14 protein-coding genes are annotated in these 16,288 nt (G+C 63.0%); 5 read left to right on the top strand and 9 right to left on the bottom strand.

Features of this window, described 5'->3' with window-relative positions; all coding sequences use genetic code 11:
• Positions 1–1,965 carry a methyl-accepting chemotaxis protein gene (locus ABCW43_RS18965; protein ID WP_345927254.1) on the bottom strand — a complete coding sequence of 655 codons (1,965 nt, stop codon included), beginning with the start codon at positions 1,963–1,965 and terminating at the stop codon, positions 1–3.
• 281 nt (positions 1,966–2,246) lie between these two features.
• Here ABCW43_RS18965 and ABCW43_RS18960 point away from each other — a divergent pair, with 281 nt between their 5' ends.
• From ABCW43_RS18960 to ABCW43_RS18950, 3 genes are all read left to right on the top strand, one after another.
• Positions 2,247–2,402 (top strand): hypothetical protein, encoded by a 156-nt coding sequence (locus ABCW43_RS18960; protein WP_345927252.1) that lies wholly within the window; start codon positions 2,247–2,249, stop codon positions 2,400–2,402.
• Positions 2,403–2,522: 120 nt separating this feature from the next.
• On the top strand, positions 2,523–3,122 hold the full coding sequence (locus tag ABCW43_RS18955) for an SCO family protein (RefSeq protein ID WP_345927250.1): 600 nt from the start codon (positions 2,523–2,525) through the stop codon (positions 3,120–3,122).
• Positions 3,123–3,199: 77 nt separating this feature from the next.
• The gene (locus ABCW43_RS18950; protein ID WP_345927248.1) at positions 3,200–4,078 is read left to right on the top strand and encodes a 50S ribosomal protein L11 methyltransferase; all 879 of its coding nucleotides are present in this window, start codon (positions 3,200–3,202) and stop codon (positions 4,076–4,078) included.
• 195 nt (positions 4,079–4,273) lie between these two features.
• Here ABCW43_RS18950 and ABCW43_RS18945 read toward each other — a convergent pair whose 3' ends face one another.
• Positions 4,274–4,447 (bottom strand): hypothetical protein, encoded by a 174-nt coding sequence (locus ABCW43_RS18945; RefSeq protein WP_046607519.1) that lies wholly within the window; start codon positions 4,445–4,447, stop codon positions 4,274–4,276.
• A 254-nt stretch (positions 4,448–4,701) separates the two neighbouring features.
• Between ABCW43_RS18945 and ABCW43_RS18940 the strand changes: the two genes are divergently transcribed.
• Positions 4,702–6,534, top strand: coding sequence for an aminopeptidase P family protein (locus tag ABCW43_RS18940; RefSeq protein ID WP_345927245.1), 1,833 nt, complete (start codon positions 4,702–4,704; stop codon positions 6,532–6,534).
• A gap of 16 nt (positions 6,535–6,550) precedes the next feature.
• Here the strand turns inward: ABCW43_RS18940 and ABCW43_RS18935 are convergent, their stop codons facing one another.
• The 3 genes from ABCW43_RS18935 to pncA form a co-directional block, all read right to left on the bottom strand.
• Entirely contained in the window at positions 6,551–6,865 is a 315-nt protein-coding gene (locus ABCW43_RS18935) for a branched-chain amino acid transport AzlD family protein (protein WP_345927243.1), read from the bottom strand.
• Position 6,866: 1 nt separating this feature from the next.
• Complete coding sequence (locus ABCW43_RS18930) at positions 6,867–7,586, bottom strand: AzlC family ABC transporter permease (RefSeq protein ID WP_345927241.1); 720 nt, start codon at positions 7,584–7,586, stop codon at positions 6,867–6,869.
• Between the two features lie 119 nt (positions 7,587–7,705).
• Complete coding sequence (gene pncA, locus ABCW43_RS18925) at positions 7,706–8,332, bottom strand: bifunctional nicotinamidase/pyrazinamidase (protein WP_345927239.1); 627 nt, start codon at positions 8,330–8,332, stop codon at positions 7,706–7,708.
• A gap of 759 nt (positions 8,333–9,091) precedes the next feature.
• Here pncA and ABCW43_RS18920 point away from each other — a divergent pair.
• A complete protein-coding gene (locus ABCW43_RS18920) occupies positions 9,092–10,480 on the top strand; it encodes a DUF2778 domain-containing protein (RefSeq protein WP_345927237.1) in 1,389 nt (462 codons plus the stop codon).
• A 49-nt stretch (positions 10,481–10,529) separates the two neighbouring features.
• On the opposite strand, the gene ABCW43_RS18915 is transcribed toward ABCW43_RS18920, so the two are convergent.
• The 4 genes from ABCW43_RS18915 to ABCW43_RS18900 form a co-directional block, all read right to left on the bottom strand.
• Positions 10,530–11,675: an amidohydrolase gene (locus tag ABCW43_RS18915; RefSeq protein ID WP_345927235.1), complete on the bottom strand. Its 1,146-nt coding sequence runs from the start codon at positions 11,673–11,675 to the stop codon at positions 10,530–10,532.
• Between the two features lie 82 nt (positions 11,676–11,757).
• Positions 11,758–12,759, bottom strand: coding sequence for a zinc-dependent alcohol dehydrogenase family protein (locus ABCW43_RS18910; protein ID WP_345927233.1), 1,002 nt, complete (start codon positions 12,757–12,759; stop codon positions 11,758–11,760).
• Positions 12,760–13,008: 249 nt separating this feature from the next.
• Positions 13,009–13,608 (bottom strand): AAA family ATPase, encoded by a 600-nt coding sequence (locus tag ABCW43_RS18905; protein ID WP_345927231.1) that lies wholly within the window; start codon positions 13,606–13,608, stop codon positions 13,009–13,011.
• Positions 13,605–16,091 (bottom strand): ATP-dependent helicase, encoded by a 2,487-nt coding sequence (locus tag ABCW43_RS18900; protein WP_345927229.1) that lies wholly within the window; start codon positions 16,089–16,091, stop codon positions 13,605–13,607. Before ABCW43_RS18900 ends, ABCW43_RS18905 begins: the two co-directional genes overlap by 4 nt.
• Positions 16,092–16,288: the final 197 nt, after the last annotated feature.

Below are 16,288 nucleotides of genomic sequence, written 5' to 3'. Positions count from 1 at the left end.
TCAGAACTCTTCCCATTTGTCTGAGGATCCCACGGCCTTCGGCTTGGCGGAGGTGGGGCTATTGCTGAAGGCTCCCGCGAGCTTGTTCATCAAGTTGAGTGCGGGCGATGGTTTGGGTGGCGTGGAAGCGCTCGCAGCCTCGACGGCGCGCGGGCCATTGCCTCCACGGATTTGGAAATGGCTGATCAGCTGGTTGAGGTTTTCGGCGTCGCTCGCCAGCGAATGGCTGGCAGCAGTGCTCTGCTCCACCATTGCGGCATTCTGTTGCGTTGCTTGGTCCATCTGGCTGATCGCCATATTGATCTCGGTTAGTCCGGTCGATTGTTCGCGTGCAGAAGTGAAAATCGCGTGAACGTGATCGTTGATTTTCAGCACGTCGTCGCCGATCCGGGTCAGGGCATCGCCCGTCGCCTTCACCAGGTCCACGCCGGTCTTGACCTCGTGGTTCGAGCGGGTGACCAGTGCCTTGATGTCCTTGGCGGCACCAGCTGCGCGCCCGGCGAGCTCGCGCACTTCCTGGGCGACGACGGCAAACCCCTTGCCGGCCTCGCCTGCGCGGGCCGCCTCGACCCCGGCGTTGAGGGCCAGCAGGTTGGTCTGGAAGGCGATTTCGTCAATGACGTTGATGATCTTGCCGATTTCGGCGGTCGCGCCCTCGATCCGCCCCATGGCGGCTGTGGCATCGCGAACCACGCCGGAGGACTGTTCGGTATAGTCCTTGGCATCGCTCACCATCTGGGTCGCCTCTTCGGCGCGGCTGGTGGCGTTGCGCACGGTCGAGGTGATTTCCTCAAGGGCTGCCGATGTTTCCTCGAGCGAGGCCGCCTGTTTCTCGGTCCGCTTGGCCAGGTCGTCGGCAGCGGAGCGCATCTGGTTGGCGTTGGCGCCGATGGAACTGGAACTGTTCGCGACCTCTGTCATGATGTGGCGCAAGCGTTCGACGACCCGGTTGAAGTCGGTGCGCAGGCGCTCGAGATCGCCCCGGAAGGGGCGCTCGACCGCGGCCGCAAGGTCGCCTTCGGCAAGACGGTTGAGTGCGCCGGCCAGCGAATCGACGGCAAAGTGGAGCGCTTGGGCTTCGGCCTTCTGTTCCGACTCGCTCGCCTGCCGTTGGGTTTCGTTGCGGCGGCGTTCGTCCTCCAGGCTGTTCTCCAGGGTCTGGCGCTCGACGGCTGCAAGCCGGAAGATGTCGGTGGCCCGCGCCATCTCACCGATCTCGTCGCCGCGGTCGATACCGGGCACGGGGCTCCTGTAGTCGCCACCGATGATCCGCTGCATGCTGGCGCGAACACCGTCGATGCCGCGCCGGATGGCGCCGCCATGAACGCTCTGCAGGATCGCCATGGCGACCAGTGCGATCAAGCCGAAGCCAAGCTGCACATAAAGCGCGTTCGAGGAAAGCGTGTTCGCCTCGTGGACGCGGTTGCCGACAAGCTTCTCGCCCGCGACAGCCGCTGTCTCGAGCGTTGTGCCGACCCGTTCGCCGGCACCGTCGATGACGTCGTCGATCTTGTCATAGGCTTCGTCGGATGCGCCCGTTTCGACCATTTTTCTGAGATCGACCTGGATCGTCGTCGAAACAGCCGCGAGATCCGTTTCAAAACTGGAGACGAGGCCCGGATTGCCAATTTCGGCCGCGAGTTTCTTCAGGTCGCCCGAGGAGCTTTTCAGCTTATCGATGGAGTCTGCCATCGCCTTCAGACGGGCAGGATCAACGCGTTTGTCGTCGCGGTCGACGATCGTGTCCATCGCCGCCAGGACGAGCTCCAGGTTGGCGATGCGCATGCCGTTGACGGTATCCACATGCTCCCGGACCTCGGTGGCGCGCTGCAGCGCTTCGTCAACCTGGCGGCCCTCGTACCAGCCGACAAGCAACATGGCGCCGATACCGGCAAAGGCGGATCCTGCCAGGGTCCATAGTCGGTGATTGACCGAGAGCGACTTGCGAATGGGTTTTGCCGTCATGCTGTTGAAATTCCTCCCGGTGCCGGACAGGTCCGGCAGGCTTTCGGATAAAGATGGAAACAGGGAGCGAGCCGGTATCGGCGACGTCATGTCTTTGGCGGTCCTGGCGATATCGCGGCCCTCAGTGCGATGCGCGTCGCATCCCACTCCCATTTGCCGCAACGATTCGTGAACCACCTTCGCCCTTATAAGATCTCAGACAGGTATTAATCTTACGCTAAGCCTGTTTGGAGGTTGTGCCGGCCTTCCAACAAGCCGGAAAAGGTTGTAGGTTGAACGCCATGGATAACACCGTCGACGGTTACCGCCTGCCGCTGATCACCGCCGTAAGCCTGCTCTTGCTCGGGCTCGGCGGCGTCGCCTTTTATGGCTGGCTTCGGTTCGGCTCTTCCATTCTGCTGACGCTCGGTGAAAACGGTCTTTCCTGGTGTTTCTGACCGCTGCCGTATCGTTGAGACAAATCAGCGCGATGTCTTTCGAAAACGACTTCTTGAATTGCGTGTCCGGCGGCTCGGGTCTATCGCTCCGTCAACCAAGCCTGAGCTGAAGAGATACCGATGAAGAGCTTTCGAATCGTTCTGTGGATCGCCGTCGTTGCATTGGCGGGCGTGCTGGTCACGCTGACGCTGACGTTCACGCGTTCGAAACAGCAGCTTGCCGAAGGTCCCTTCGGCGTACCGTTCCAGCTCGTCGCCCAGAACGGCCAGCCGATCACCGAGAAGGCGTTTCAGGACAAGCCGACGGCGCTGTTCTTCGGTTTCACCCATTGCCCGGAAGTCTGCCCGACGACGCTGTTCGAGCTTAACGGCTGGCTGCACAAGGTCGATCCGGACGGCACCAAGCTCAACGGCTACTTTGTCAGCATCGATCCGGAACGCGACAGTCCTGAACTGCTCGGCCAGTATGTCTCCAATGTCACCGACCGGGTGAAGGGCATTTCCGGCCCGCCGGCCAAGGTCCAGGAGATGGCCAAGGGCTTCAAGGTCTATTTTAAGAAAGTGCCGGTCGACGAGAAGGATCCGACCGGCGATTACACGATGGATCATACGGCTTCGGTATTCCTGCTCGACGATGGCGGGCGCTTCGCCGGCACCATTGCCTATGGCGAAAACCCGGACGTGGCGATCAAGAAGCTCGAAAAACTGATCAAGGGCTGATACGTTTGGCGTTGAAGCGGACACAGCTTCTGTGGCAATCCTCTCCGCCACCGATCAATAGCTGAGAGACCTTTTCCTTGAGCGAAATCCGCCTTTACGTCACGTCCACCGAAAAAGGTGCGACCGAGATCCTCGATATCCTGTCGGAGGTCTTCGGCGAAGAGGATTTCGCCATCGCCACCACCGAAGTCGATGAGAAGAGGGATATCTGGGAAGCCTCCGTCTACATGATGGCGGATGACGAGGAGATGGTGCGCGAGCGCGTGGCCGAGGGCCTTGCGCAAGCCTTTCCCGCTCTGGAAATCCAAAGGGAAGTCATTCCGGATATCGACTGGATCGCCAAGTCGCTGGAGGGGCTGAAGCCGGTGAGGGCCGGGCGGTTCATCGTCCACGGCTCGCATGACCGCGACAAGGTGAAAATCAACGATATCGCCATCGAGATCGATGCGGGCCAGGCCTTCGGCACCGGCCACCATGGCACGACTGCCGGCTGCCTCGAAGTGATCGAGGAGGTGATGCGCGCAAGGACGGTCCGCAATGCGCTCGATCTCGGGACCGGGAGCGGCGTGCTGGCGATCGCCGTGCGCAAGCTGCGGAATATTCCGGTGCTCGCGACCGACATCGATCCGGTCGCCGTGCGGGTGGCCAGGGAGAATGTCCGCCGCAACGGCATCGCGACGGGCATCCGTCTGGAAACCGCGCCGGGATTTCATTCGCCGGCGTTCGGTCGCGAAGGGCCGTTCGATCTGATCATTGCCAACATTCTTGCGCGGCCGCTGATGAAGATGGCCCCGCAGCTGGCGGCACATCTGGCGCCTGGCGGGTCGGTCATCCTGTCCGGCATCCTCGCAGGACAGCGCTGGAAGGTGCTGGCCGCCTATAGCGGCGTCCGTCTCGCCCATGTCCGCACCATCTGGCGCAATGGCTGGGTGACGATCCATCTGCGCCACGAATGATTTTTCGCAATGCAGCATTGAGTTTTTCGCATGGCTACTGGTGCCAAACAGCAAAAAGGCGGCACCGGTGGTGCCGCCTTGCGATCAGTTTGAGACTGATCGAACCCGCGAGCGTGAGGGAGGATCTGCTCGAGCGGGCCTCGTATCCTGGAAGCCGGGGCGGGTGAGGGAGGAGATCCCGCGCCAGCCGTAAAATCAGAATACGTAGCTTTGAGCGCCCTTGCGGCGCAGTTCTTCCCGGCTGGTGCCGAGGCCCTTCAGCGTTTCATCGTCGAGGGACAGCAAAGCGCCGTTGACGTAACGGGCAACCTGACGCTCGCGAGCTTCGACCACCCGGTTGAAGGCATTGCGGAAGAAAGAGTTGGCCATGGAAGCGATCCTTTTGATACGGGCCTTGTTCGGCGCCCGTTCGATGACTGGAATATAGCGATTGCTGCACTGCACAGTGAGAGGGCTTCTCTCATTGGTGGTATGCGCGTGCTGCATAGGATGAACAGATCTGCGCCAGACCTGTTGAGCAGATGCACAATCGTCGCTCATGCGGCTCGGCTGGCAATGTCTGTCGAAGATCGGCTAACATGGTTTCAACCTCTCGGAATCAGGCAGCCCGGAAAAACAACCCCATGTTCCAGTCCTTCGAAGTGAAGTCCGCCCCGCAGTTCGGTCGCGATCGCGTCAGTGCGCTCCGCGCGAAATTCACCAATCTCGGCATTGACGGTTTTCTCGTCCCCCGTGCCGACGAATACCAGGGCGAATACGTGCCGGCCTCGGCAGAGCGCCTATCCTGGCTCACCGGCTTTACCGGCTCGGCCGGCATGGCACTCGTCACGCAGCGTGAGGCTGTCGTTTTTGTCGATGGACGTTACGTCACCCAGCTTGCCGAGCAGGTGGACGGTTCGGTGTTCACCGCCGGCGACCTCGTCAACGAACCGCCGCATGTCTGGCTGCCGCGCCATGGATCGAAGGGCTTTCGCCTCGGCATCGACCCATGGCTGCATGCGGGCGCGGAGGTGCGCCGGCTCGAAAGGGCGCTCGCCGAGATCGGCGGCTCGCTGGTGTTGCTCGATGCCAATCCGCTCGATGCGATCTGGACCGATCGGCCGGCCGAACCGCATGGCGCCGTTTCGATCCAGAAACAGGAATATGCCGGCACGCTGGCGAGCGAGAAGATCGCCGCCATAGCGAGCCAGGTAAAGGAGAAGGGTGTTGCAGCAGTCGTCATCGCCGACCCGACATCGGTCGCCTGGATATTCAACATCCGCGGCGACGACGTTCCGCACACGCCCTATCCGCTATCGCGCGCCATCATCCCAGCCGAAGGCAGGGCCGAGATCTTCCTCGACCAGATGAAGACCGGCATTGAGCAGGCCGCCTATCTGGCGCAGATCGCCGTGCAGCGTCCGCCGTCGGAATTCCTCGCCCGGCTTGCTGCCTTCTCGGCGGACGGCGCAAAAATCCTGATCGATCCCGACCTGACGCCGCTCGCGCTCACCAAGGTGATCGCGGCCGCCGGCGGCGAGGTGGTCGAGGCTTCCGATCCGGCAAAACTGCCGCGTGCCTGCAAGAACCGCGAGGAGCTCGAAGGCTCGGCCAAGGCGCATCTGCAGGATGGCGCCGCAATGGTCGAATATCTCTATTGGCTCGACAGCCAAGCACCGGGCACGATCACCGAGATCGACGGGGTCAAGGCGCTGGAGGCAACCCGCGCCCGCGTCGGCCAGAACATGCAGAACCCGCTGAAGGACATTTCCTTCGAGACGATCTCGGGTGCGGGCGAGCATGGCGCGGTCATCCATTACCGCGTCACGACCGAGACCAACCGTAAGCTCGAAGCGGGCGAACTTTTCCTCGTCGATTCGGGTGCACAATACGTCAACGGCACGACCGACATCACCCGCACGGTCGCGGTCGGTGCCGTGCCGGACGAGCACAAGCGATTCTTCACCCTCGTGCTGAAGGGCATGATCGGCATCAGCACGGCTCGTTTTCCCAAGGGCACCCGCGGCTGCGACCTCGACCCGCTCGCCCGCATCGCGCTGTGGAAGGCCGGCGGCGACTATGCGCATGGCACCGGCCACGGTGTCGGCTCCTATCTCTCGGTGCACGAGGGGCCGCAGCGCATCTCGCGGTTGGCGACCCAGGAACTGCTTCCCGGCATGATCCTGTCGAACGAGCCCGGTTATTACCGTCCCGGCTCTTTCGGTATCCGTATCGAAAACCTGATCTATGTGAAGGCGGCGGAGGAGATCGACGGCGGCGACCAGCCGATGCTCGCTTTCGAGACGCTGACCTGGTGCCCGATCGACCGCCGCCTGGTGCTGCCTGCGCTGATGACGGTGGAGGAACTCGGCTGGCTCAATGGCTACCACGCCACTGTGCGCGAAAAGCTGCTGCCGCTGATCGACGACGAAGCCGTCAAGACCTGGCTTGTGAAGGCGACCGAGCCGCTCTCTTGAATTAAAGCCTCTCGAATCAGAAGCCCAGCAGGTGGCGGCAGAGCATCGCCGCCGCCCAGCCGGCGCCGAGCAGCAGGAGGCCCGGATATCGGATGCCAACCACCAGTGCTGCCAGCATGGCGATCTTGACGTCCCAGCCGCCGTTGAAGAAGGCGGGGGCGACGAGCGTGGTCAGGACAGCCGCCGGCACGGCGTTGAGGGCCTGTTCCATGCGCGGCGGGATCGTCTTCATCCGGGTGATCAGCACATAACCGCCGATGCGGGTGAGGAAGGTCGCGGCCGCTGCGGCGAGAATCAGAACCACCATGTCCATCGAGAGCTGGTCTGCCATATCAGCTCTCCGTCTCGGCGATGGCCGTCATCGGCGCGGGCTCGGTGGACAATGGCAGGAAGGCGGCGACGACCACGCCGACCGCGGCACCGATGCTGACATGCCAGGGCGAGCCGACAAAATGATAACCGAGCACGGATCCGAGTGCACTTGCCGCCACCACCGGATAAAAGCCCGGCTTGCTGCGAAAGCCGATGACCAGCCCGAGGAAATAGACCGGCAGCAGCACGTCGATCGCAAGCGCTCGCGGATCGCCCATCATCCGTCCGAAAAACGCACCGACGACGCTGAAGAACAGCCAGGGGAAATAGATCGCGGCGCCGAAGCCGATATACCAGGAGAAACTGACGCCCCGGCCGCTTTCGCCGCGTTTCACGGCTTCGGCGAATTGCGGGTCGGTCAGCACGAAGAAGGTGAAGAATTTCTGGACCGGCGTGAAATGGGTAATGAACCGCGTCAGCGCCGCCGAATAGAGGATGTGGCGGAAATTGACCGCGAAGACGGAGAGCACGATCAGCCACGGCGCCACCTGGTGGCCGAAAAGTTCGATGCCGACGAGCTGGCTGGCGCCGGCATAGACGGTCGCGCTCATCAGGCCCGCTTCCACGACCGAGAGGCCGTTGTCGCTTGCCACGGCGCCGAACAGCACCGCGAACGGCGCCGAGGAGAGGGCGATAATGAGGCCGCCCTTCAGACCCTGGTTGAATTCGCTGCGATTCATCGAAGAAATCCTTTTCGCACCGGCTTTAGAGCCATGCGGGACCTCGCGCAATTCAATTGGGCTGATGGAACGATCGATTCCGCTGAACTATCGGGTTGTGCCGACCCCGGTTCGGGCGGTCAGGCCGCAAGGATGTCCTTGCTCGAAACGATGCCGATGCCTTTGTCCCTCATCTCGGCAATGGCGCTCTTCACGCCTTCCGGATCGATGCCACGACTGGCGTCCTCGATGAAGCGCACTTTTACGCCCGGCAGCATTTCCACGGCATCCAGAGCGGAGAATTTCACGCAATAGTCGGTCGCAAGCCCGCATAGATCGAGTTCGGTCACCTGCTGGGCTCTCAGATAGCCGGCAAGGCCCGTTATTGCGGCCTGGTCGTTGTCGCGGAAGGCGGAGTAGCTGTCGACCGCAGGGTTCTCGCCCTTCTGCTGGATATAGTCCACGGCCTCGACGTTGAGGTCAGGGTGGAATTCCGCATCCGGCGTGCCCTGTACGCAATGGTCCGGCCACATGACCTGCTTCTGGCCGGACAACTCGCCCATGTCGAACGGCTTCTTGCCCGGGTGCCGGGAGGCGAAACTGCCGTGGTTTTCCGGGTGCCAGTCCTGCGAGGCGACGATGACGTCGTAACCGCCGCCTTCGATCAGCTGGTTTGCAATCGGCACGATTTCATCGCCATGGGCGACGGGCAGGTTGCCACCCGGACAAAAACCGTTCTGGATGTCGATCAGGAGCAGCGCTTTCATCGGTCGTCCTCCGGTTCCTGGATCGCCGGAGGATGCCAAGGGCGGGCGGCGGGATCAAGGCCGATGTGTTTTGCAGCGCAGCAGTCAGCGCGGTTCTGTCGATTTTCATCCACCAGCGAGGGGCATCCGGCTGTTTTGTGGGTGCGGAAAAACTCCCCGAGAGGGCCATCGCGATGCGGCGGGACTCAGTCTCTACAACGCTGTCGAGCATTCACGGCGAGCTCGGGATCGGGCTGTTCTCGAGTTCGTGACGACCTACCAAAACGACCTGATATACTGTTTTCGACCCAGGATTCGCCTGCTGCAGAGGCCTGTCCGACCACTCTGAAAGGCTTCGGTATACACCTCGGGTCAGGGCGGTCATGGACGTCGCCAAGGCGCTGCTGTCGAAATATGTGTCCGAGGGCCGGCAGCGGGCGGAGAGGGAAATGGTATAAAAATTCTGACAAGCCTTGAAAGACTTGGATTTTGTGGCTAAACAGCAACGGTCGTTGGCTTGACTAACCTCAATTCGGCACGGGGCGGACACCCTGTTGCCGCAATTCGGTTAAACTTCCGACGGCATGCGCTTTTATGTGCACCACCGAAACCAAATCGGGGCGACGTAAAGACATTGGTTACCATAATCGTTCATCCTCACATGCAGTCGATAGGCGGCAGTGAGCAAATTCTTCGTTTGCTCAGCGCTCGCCAAGGTTGTGTTGGCGGTCTCGCGGAAGCGATCCCCGCCGGTGTGAGTAACGGTTCGGGTAACGAGTGATGGCGCGTTCGGTCCAGACGTCGGTGAATGGCAGGCAGGCAGGCAAGGTTCCGCAACGCCGCAAGAAATCCCGCTCTCTCCTGGTGAATGTCACGGTCGGTTTCGGCCTGACGGTCGCAGCCCTGATGGGCGCGTCGATGGTTACCATGGCGACCGCGGTGAAGTCGGCTTCCGACGTCAAGTTCGAAACGACTCTGGCAAGACCGATCGCCCATATCGCCCCCGCCGCTGTGTCCCGCGAACGCGAAATCGACGTTTCGAAATTCTCCCGCCTGCCGGGCAGTGCGCCCGCCAATCCGAAGGGCAAGCGCCTCGCTGGTGCCGATATCGCCGCGCTTGAAGCCCGCAAGCCGGATGTTTCGAGCGTCAGCCAGGTGCTCAACGTCGCGATGGCCAAGGCCGCCCGGCATCAGGAACACGAGCAGCGGTTCGCCGCACTCGAAAAAGCCCGTCCGGACGCCAATGCCATCCGCGCGGTGCTCGGCCCTGCGATGGAAAGCCTCGTGGTCGTGGCGCCCCGCGCCGCCAGCGGCACCTTGCCGGATATGATCCAGGATGCCCAGACGGTCACCACCGTTGCCGGGCTCAAGGACATGAAGCCGGTCGAGATGGCCGCGCTTGAAGAAACCGCCCTGGAAGAAGACGCCGAAGACGGCACCGACGAGAGCGAAGTGGCGGTGGTCGAGGAGGCCGTTCCCACGGCGCCTTCCCACGCCCTGCCGAAGGCCGGCCCGCTGCCTGTGATCCGTCCGGGCTCCGCCGCCGACAAGCCCGCCAAGCCGGCAGCGCTTGCAGCCATCGCGGCGGTCGCGCCGCAAAAGCCCGCCAGGGCGAATGACGGCGACGACAAGCCGACGGCGCTCGCCTTCGCCAAGCCCGACAATCCGATGCGCGAGGAGCAGACCCGTCCGTCGCAGTCCGCGCCGGCCTGGCCCGGCATCGGCACGAAAGTCGCCGTCTACGATATTTCCGGCGGCATGGTCTATATGCCGAACGGCTCCAAGCTCGAGGCGCATTCCGGCATCGGCAAGATGCGCGACAACCCCAACTTTACGCATGTGACGATGCGTGGCCCGACGCCGCCCGGCACCTATAAGCTGTCGATGCGCGAAAAGCTGTTCCACGGCGTTGCCGCGATCCGCCTGACGCCGGTCGACGGCAAGGCGCCGCAGGGCCGCACCGGCCTGCTCGCCCACAGCTTCCTGCTGCGCGTGCGCGGCGACTCGCATGGCTGCGTCGCCTTCGCCGACTACAGCGCGTTCCTGAAGGCCTTCCAGCGCGGCGATATCACCCATATGGTGATCGTGCCCAAATGGGACGGCAAGCGCCCCGGCCGCGGCACCAATGGCGGCTTCATGGCCAAGCTGTTCGGCAATAACGACGCCTAGTCGGAGCCATGGCGGTGACGCCACATGAAGGCGTCGCCCGTTCAAGAGTTCAGCCGAGAATATCCCGCGCCACGCGCATAAAAATCTTCGTGCCGATCGGGATCAGGTCGTCGGGAAAATCATAGTTCGGATTGTGCAGGTTCGGCATGTTTTCGCCGGCGCCGAGGAAGAACATCGCCGATTTCGAGACGGTCGCGAAGCGGCCGAAATCTTCCGAGCCGCGCATCGTATCGCCCGCATCGTGGGAAACGCCTTCCGCATCCATCGCCGCTCGCAGCATCTCGGTTGCTTGCCGATCGTTTTCGCAGTGGCCGAAGATGTCGTGATAGTCCATCTCGTATTCGAGGCCGCCTTCCGCGGCGATGTCGCGGACGAGGGTTTCGGCCCTGGTCGTCAACGCCTCCATCTGCCCGTCGGTCATCGTGCGCAATGTCACCCAGACTTCGGCATGGCCGGGCGCAATCCCGAAGGCCGGTTCGCCGACCAAGGCATGGGTCACCGTGGCCAGCACCATGTCGCCGGTTGCGATCGAGCCGTCGCTCAGCGCGGTCAGCGCCGGCATCAGCGCTGCGACCGCCGGTACCGGCGAGATGCCCGTCTCCGGCATGGAGGCATGCGCCGTGCGCCCGGTGAGGACGACCTTGAGGCCGCGCGACGCGCAATTGACGATCCCCTGCTTCAGCCAGACGCGACCGAGCGGCAGGCCGGGCATGTTGTGCAGGGAAAAACTGTAATCCGGCAGCAGGTCCTGGAATTTTTCGTCGCCGATGACCGCCGCAGCACCTGCGCCCGTCTCTTCGGCCGGCTGGAACATGAGAATGACGCGGCCGCGCTTTGGCCTTTCGCGGCCGAATTGACGGCCGAGCGCCGCCAGCATGGCCATGTGGCCGTCATGCCCGCACATATGGCCCTTGCCGGGGACCGTCGAGCGATGGTCCAGCGTGCCGACTTCCTCGATCGGCAGCGCATCCAGCTCGGCGCGGAACAGCACGGTCGGCCCGGGAAGGCCGCTGTCATAGACGACCGCAACGCCCGTGCCGCCGAGGCCGGTCACGACCCGGTCCGGCCTGGTATCGGCGAGAAAGCCTTGCACCTCCGCCGCCGTCGCGATCTCCTCGCCGGACACTTCCGGCATGGCATGCAGCCTGCGCCGCCATGCGGTGAGGTCGATGACGTCCTGGTTGGTGAGAAACATGGGGCCGCTCCCTGATCGCCGGGTCTGATCCCGAGGTAACCGGGGCAGGGGTTCTCCGCAAGGAAAACCTCTGCCCGACCAATCACCACTCGATGCCGATCTTGCCGAAATGGTGGCCAGCCATCTCGTAGCGGAAGGCGTCGGCGAGATTTTCGAGCGCAAACACCTTGTCGATCACCGGCCGGACGAGGCCCGTATCGAGCGCCCGCACGAAATCCTGTTGCTGGCGTCGGCTGCCGACGAGAATGCCCGACAGCACCGCCTGCTTGCCCATCAATGCTGCGGTCGGCACCTCGCCGCGCGGACCGGTCAGGACGCCGATCATGGCGATATGGCCGCCCATCTTCACCGCCTGGATGGATTGCCCAAGCGTCGCCGGGCCGCCGACTTCCACCACATGATCGACGCCGCGACCGCCGGTCCAGTCAAAAACCTGTTTGCCCCAGTCGGTGTGTTCCTTGTAGTTGACCGTAAACTCGGCTCCCAGCTTTTTCGCCCGCTCCAGCTTGTCGTTCGAGGACGACGTGATCGCCACCCGCGCGCCCATGGCTCTCGCGATCTGCAGCGCATAGATCGACACGCCGCCCGTGCCGAGCGCCAGCACCGTCTCACCGGCCTTCAGCCGCCCAAGCTCCACCAGCGCCCGCCAGGCGGTCAGCCCCGCCGTGGTGATGGTCGCCGCTTCCACATGGCTGAACCCTTTCGGGGCCAGCGTGAAGGCCGCCGCCGGCCGCACTGCGTATTCCGTCGCGAACCCGTCGATCCCGTCGCCCGGCGTGCGCGAAAAACCGCCGGGCAAAGGCGGACCGTCCTGCCAGTCCGGAAAGAAGCAGGAGACCACGTGGTCGCCGGGTTTGAACTCGACCACCCCTTCGCCGACCTCCTCGACCATACCGGCCCCATCCGCCATCAGCACCCGCCCATCGGTCGGCGTCCGGCCGCTTGCGACGCTCAGGTCATGGAAATTGATCGAACTCGCATGCAGCGCCACCCGCATCTCACCCAGGCCCGGTTTGCCCGGATCCGGCAGATCGACGAGCTTTAGGGCATCGAGCCCGCCAGGGGCCGTGACGATGGCTTTCATGGTGTCCTCCCTTAAAATTCCAGAGTTCCAGTGATTGAGGTAGCGGGAGACAGGGAGGCTGACAAGGTGACTGTCCGCCGGACAATGGGAAGAAGGGTACCGGTCGCTCGGCTTCCCGCAGGCCGCCGCCCAATCCTATGCCGGAATGACAGGCATGGCGATGGACGGGGAGGTGCCCGGCGCGGATGCGGTGAGGCGAGGGAAGGCGACGTTGCGGGAACGTTTGGCTGCTCTGGTGGCCAAGCAGGCCTAGAACATTTCAGTCCTGTTTTGTGGTTGCAGCCAGTCTATCCTTGCTAAAACCTCGTCTGTGATCTCGGAAGCGGTGCGTCCGTCGGTATTTATGTAGAGAATATCCTTGCCCGTTTCGTTCGCCATGCGGTTCATCTGCCGGAGAGAACGTCCGAGTTGATCCTCCATGCTTCCTTCAGTTTCTCGCCGGGCCAATCTGCTGGCAATGTTTTCTTCTGTTGCCATCAGGCGAACGACAGTGAACCTGGCACCGGGTATCGCCGACGTGATCCACCTTCTGTCGAAATCCAGGTGCATCATGACGCCTGACAGGATCAGGCGCTTGCTCCCCAGCTCCTTGTAAGTGGACCATATCGCCTTGAGGGTGAGGGCACTGACATCGATCGTGCCGGGAGACAGCCGCTCCAGTTCCTGGCGCGGAGGGCGCGGGAATATCCGGTCCAGTTCATCGCTTTCGATCGCCGCATGCGCAATACCGGCCTCGGCGAGGCGAGCGGAGATCTCCCAGGAAAGAGTAGACTTGCCGACGCCCGCAGGTCCGGTCAGCAGCAGGATTTCAATCGGGTCGTCAGGTCCTATAGCAGCATCCAAGCTCAAACCCGCTCCACAAACCCGTCAAGCACCCGCTTCTGCCCGGCCCGATCGAACTCGATCGTCAGCTTGTTGCCCTCGATCGCCGAGATATTGCCGTTCCCGAACTTGACGTGGAACACCCTATCCCCGACCGAAAACTGCGACGGCGTGTCGGCGACGGACTTGGCCACCAGCTCCCCATCGATCGTTCGCGTGCGCGGGCCGCTTTCGCCGTAGCCGATGCGTTCCACGGCGTGGCCGGAGCGGGTGCCCCAGTTGTCGCGGGTGGCGTCGGTCTTGTTGGCCTGGGCGCGTTTCCACCCCGGGGTCGAGTAATTGTTGGTAAAGGGGTCGGCCTTGTCGAAGCGTGACTGGCCGTAGCCGCCGCGGCCGCCATAACCGCCGTAATTGCTGTCGGAGGCCGCGACATCCACATGGGAGGCCGGCAGTTCGTCGAGGAAGCGCGAGGGCATGGTCGATTGCCACAGGCCGTGGATGCGGCGGTTGGAGACGAACCAGATATGGCAGCGGTGCTTTGCGCGCGTCAGGCCGACATAGGCGAGGCGGCGTTCTTCCTCCAGGCCCGAGCGGCCGCCCTCGTCGAGCGCCCGCTGGTGCGGAAACAGGCCTTCCTCCCAGCCGGGCAGGAAAACGGTGTCGAATTCCAGGCCCTTGGCCGAATGCAGCGTCATGATCGAGACGGCGTCGAGGTTCTCGTTGGTCTCCGCATCCATGACCAGCGACACGTGTTCGAGGAAACCGCGCATGCTCTCGAAGGCCTCCATGGAGCGCACGAGTTCCTTGAGGTTTTCCAGCCGGCCCGGCGCTTCGGCCGATTTGTCGTTCTGCCACATGGCGGTATAGCCGCTCTCGTCGAGGATCTGCTCGGCGAGCGTGGTGTGCAGGGTGTTTTCGAGCAGGCCCTGCCAGCGGCGGAAATCGGTGACCACGTCGAACAGCGCCTTGCGCGCCTTCGGCTTCAGTTCGTCGGTCTCGATGAGATCGGCTGCGGCGGCGAGCATCGGGATGTCGCGGGCGCGGGCATAGTCGTGCAGGTAGCGCACGGTCGTGTCGCCGAGGCCGCGTTTCGGGGTGTTGATGATCCGCTCGAAGGCGAGGTCATCGGAGGGCTGGCAGACCATGCGGAAATAGGCCATCGCGTCGCGGATCTCGAGCCGCTCGTAGAAGCGCGGGCCGCCGATGACGCGGTAGTTGAGGCCAAGCGTCACGAACCGGTCTTCGAACTCGCGCATCTGGAACGAGGCGCGCACCAGGATCGCCATGTCGTTGAGCTTGTGCTTGTTCCGCTGGAGGTTTTCGATCTCCTCGCCGACGGCGCGCGCTTCCTCCTCCGAATCCCAGGCGGCATGCACCACCACCTTCTCGTCATCGGGGTCGGAGCGGTCGGTGAACAGCGTCTTGCCGAGGCGGCCCTCGTTATGGGCGATCAGGTGGCCGGCGGCGCCGAGGATATGTTCGGTGGAGCGGTAGTTGCGCTCGAGCTTGATCACCTTGGCGCCCGGAAAATCCTTCTCGAAGCGCAGGATGTTGTCGACTTCGGCGCCGCGCCAGCCATAGATCGACTGGTCGTCGTCACCGACGCAGCAGACGTTCTGGGGAATGTCCTTCGGCCGCTGCGCAAGCAGCCGCAGCCACATATACTGCGCCGTATTGGTATCCTGGTACTCGTCGACCAGGATATAGCGGAATTTTCCGTGATATTCCTTCAGGAGATCCGGGTTCTTGCGGAAGATGGCGATGGGGTGCAGCAGGAGGTCGCCGAAATCGCAGGCGTTCAGCGTGCGCAGGCGGTTTTGGTAGGCGGCGTAGAGTTCGCGGCCCTTGCCGTTGGCAAAGGCGCGGGCGTCGCCTTCCGGGATGTCGGCCGGCAGCAGGCCCTTGTTCTTCCAGGTATCGATCATGCCGGCGAACTGTTTTGCCGGCCAGCGCTTGTCGTCCAGCCCCTCGGCCTGGATCAGCTGCTTGATCAGCCGCACCACGTCGTCGGTATCGAGGATGGTGAAGTCGGAGCGAAGGCCGGCGAGTTCCGCATGGCGGCGCAGCAGTTTTACGCCGATCGAGTGGAACGTACCCATCCAGGGCATGCCCTCGACCGCGCCGCCGACCAGAACGCCGACGCGTTCCTTCATCTCGCGCGCCGCCTTGTTGGTGAAGGTGACGGCAAGGATCTGCGAAGGGAAGGCCCGGCCGCTCGCAAGGATGTGGGCGATGCGGGTGGTCAGCACCCGCGTCTTGCCCGTGCCCGCGCCCGCGAGCACGAGGACAGGGCCGTCGAGCGTCTCGACCGCTTCGCGCTGTTCCGGGTTGAGGCCTGCGAGATAGTCGGGCGCCCGGTTCTGGTCGCGGGCCGCCATGGCGCGCGCGGCGATGCCGAGGCCGCCATTGCCGGCAGCTTGCGGCGGGGCTGGCGACGTGGCTTTGCGCGGCGCCTGCGGGTGCTGCGGTTCTTCGTCGAAGAACGGAATGTCGTCGAAACTGTTCGTCATGCGGCCAATGTAGTGATTCGGACCTGAAAGACCAGAAAATGTTCTGCTTTCATTCCGACTGTTCACACAAGGCAAGGCCAAATTGTGAAGAGGCCGCCGGTTGCCCACTGCGAAAGCGGCGATTTTAGGAGTATATGTATGCCTCCGGCCTAACATATCCGTGAAATATCGTGAGGTTACATTTTTGTAAGGTTGCC

The sequence above is a fragment of the Neorhizobium tunisiense genome, assembly GCF_039631515.1.
Taxonomy (GTDB): domain Bacteria; phylum Pseudomonadota; class Alphaproteobacteria; order Rhizobiales; family Rhizobiaceae; genus Neorhizobium.
This window is presented reverse-complemented; position numbering and strand designations above follow the sequence as displayed.

Excerpts from the sequence above, each read along its gene's own strand:
- ABCW43_RS18900 (WP_345927229.1), bottom strand. The coding sequence starts at position 16,091 with ATGACGAACAGTTTCGACGACATTCCGTTCTTCGACGAAGAACCGCAG.
- ABCW43_RS18965 (WP_345927254.1), bottom strand. The coding sequence starts at position 1,965 with ATGACGGCAAAACCCATTCGCAAGTCGCTCTCGGTCAATCACCGACTA.
- ABCW43_RS18940 (WP_345927245.1), top strand. The coding sequence starts at position 4,702 with ATGTTCCAGTCCTTCGAAGTGAAGTCCGCCCCGCAGTTCGGTCGCGAT.
- ABCW43_RS18955 (WP_345927250.1), top strand. The coding sequence starts at position 2,523 with ATGAAGAGCTTTCGAATCGTTCTGTGGATCGCCGTCGTTGCATTGGCG.
- ABCW43_RS18920 (WP_345927237.1), top strand. The coding sequence starts at position 9,092 with ATGGCGCGTTCGGTCCAGACGTCGGTGAATGGCAGGCAGGCAGGCAAG.
- ABCW43_RS18960 (WP_345927252.1), top strand. The coding sequence starts at position 2,247 with ATGGATAACACCGTCGACGGTTACCGCCTGCCGCTGATCACCGCCGTA.
- ABCW43_RS18945 (WP_046607519.1), bottom strand. The coding sequence starts at position 4,447 with ATGGCCAACTCTTTCTTCCGCAATGCCTTCAACCGGGTGGTCGAAGCT.
- ABCW43_RS18935 (WP_345927243.1), bottom strand. The coding sequence starts at position 6,865 with ATGGCAGACCAGCTCTCGATGGACATGGTGGTTCTGATTCTCGCCGCA.
- ABCW43_RS18915 (WP_345927235.1), bottom strand. The coding sequence starts at position 11,675 with ATGTTTCTCACCAACCAGGACGTCATCGACCTCACCGCATGGCGGCGC.
- ABCW43_RS18930 (WP_345927241.1), bottom strand. The coding sequence starts at position 7,586 with ATGAATCGCAGCGAATTCAACCAGGGTCTGAAGGGCGGCCTCATTATC.
- ABCW43_RS18910 (WP_345927233.1), bottom strand. The coding sequence starts at position 12,759 with ATGAAAGCCATCGTCACGGCCCCTGGCGGGCTCGATGCCCTAAAGCTC.
- pncA (WP_345927239.1), bottom strand. The coding sequence starts at position 8,332 with ATGAAAGCGCTGCTCCTGATCGACATCCAGAACGGTTTTTGTCCGGGT.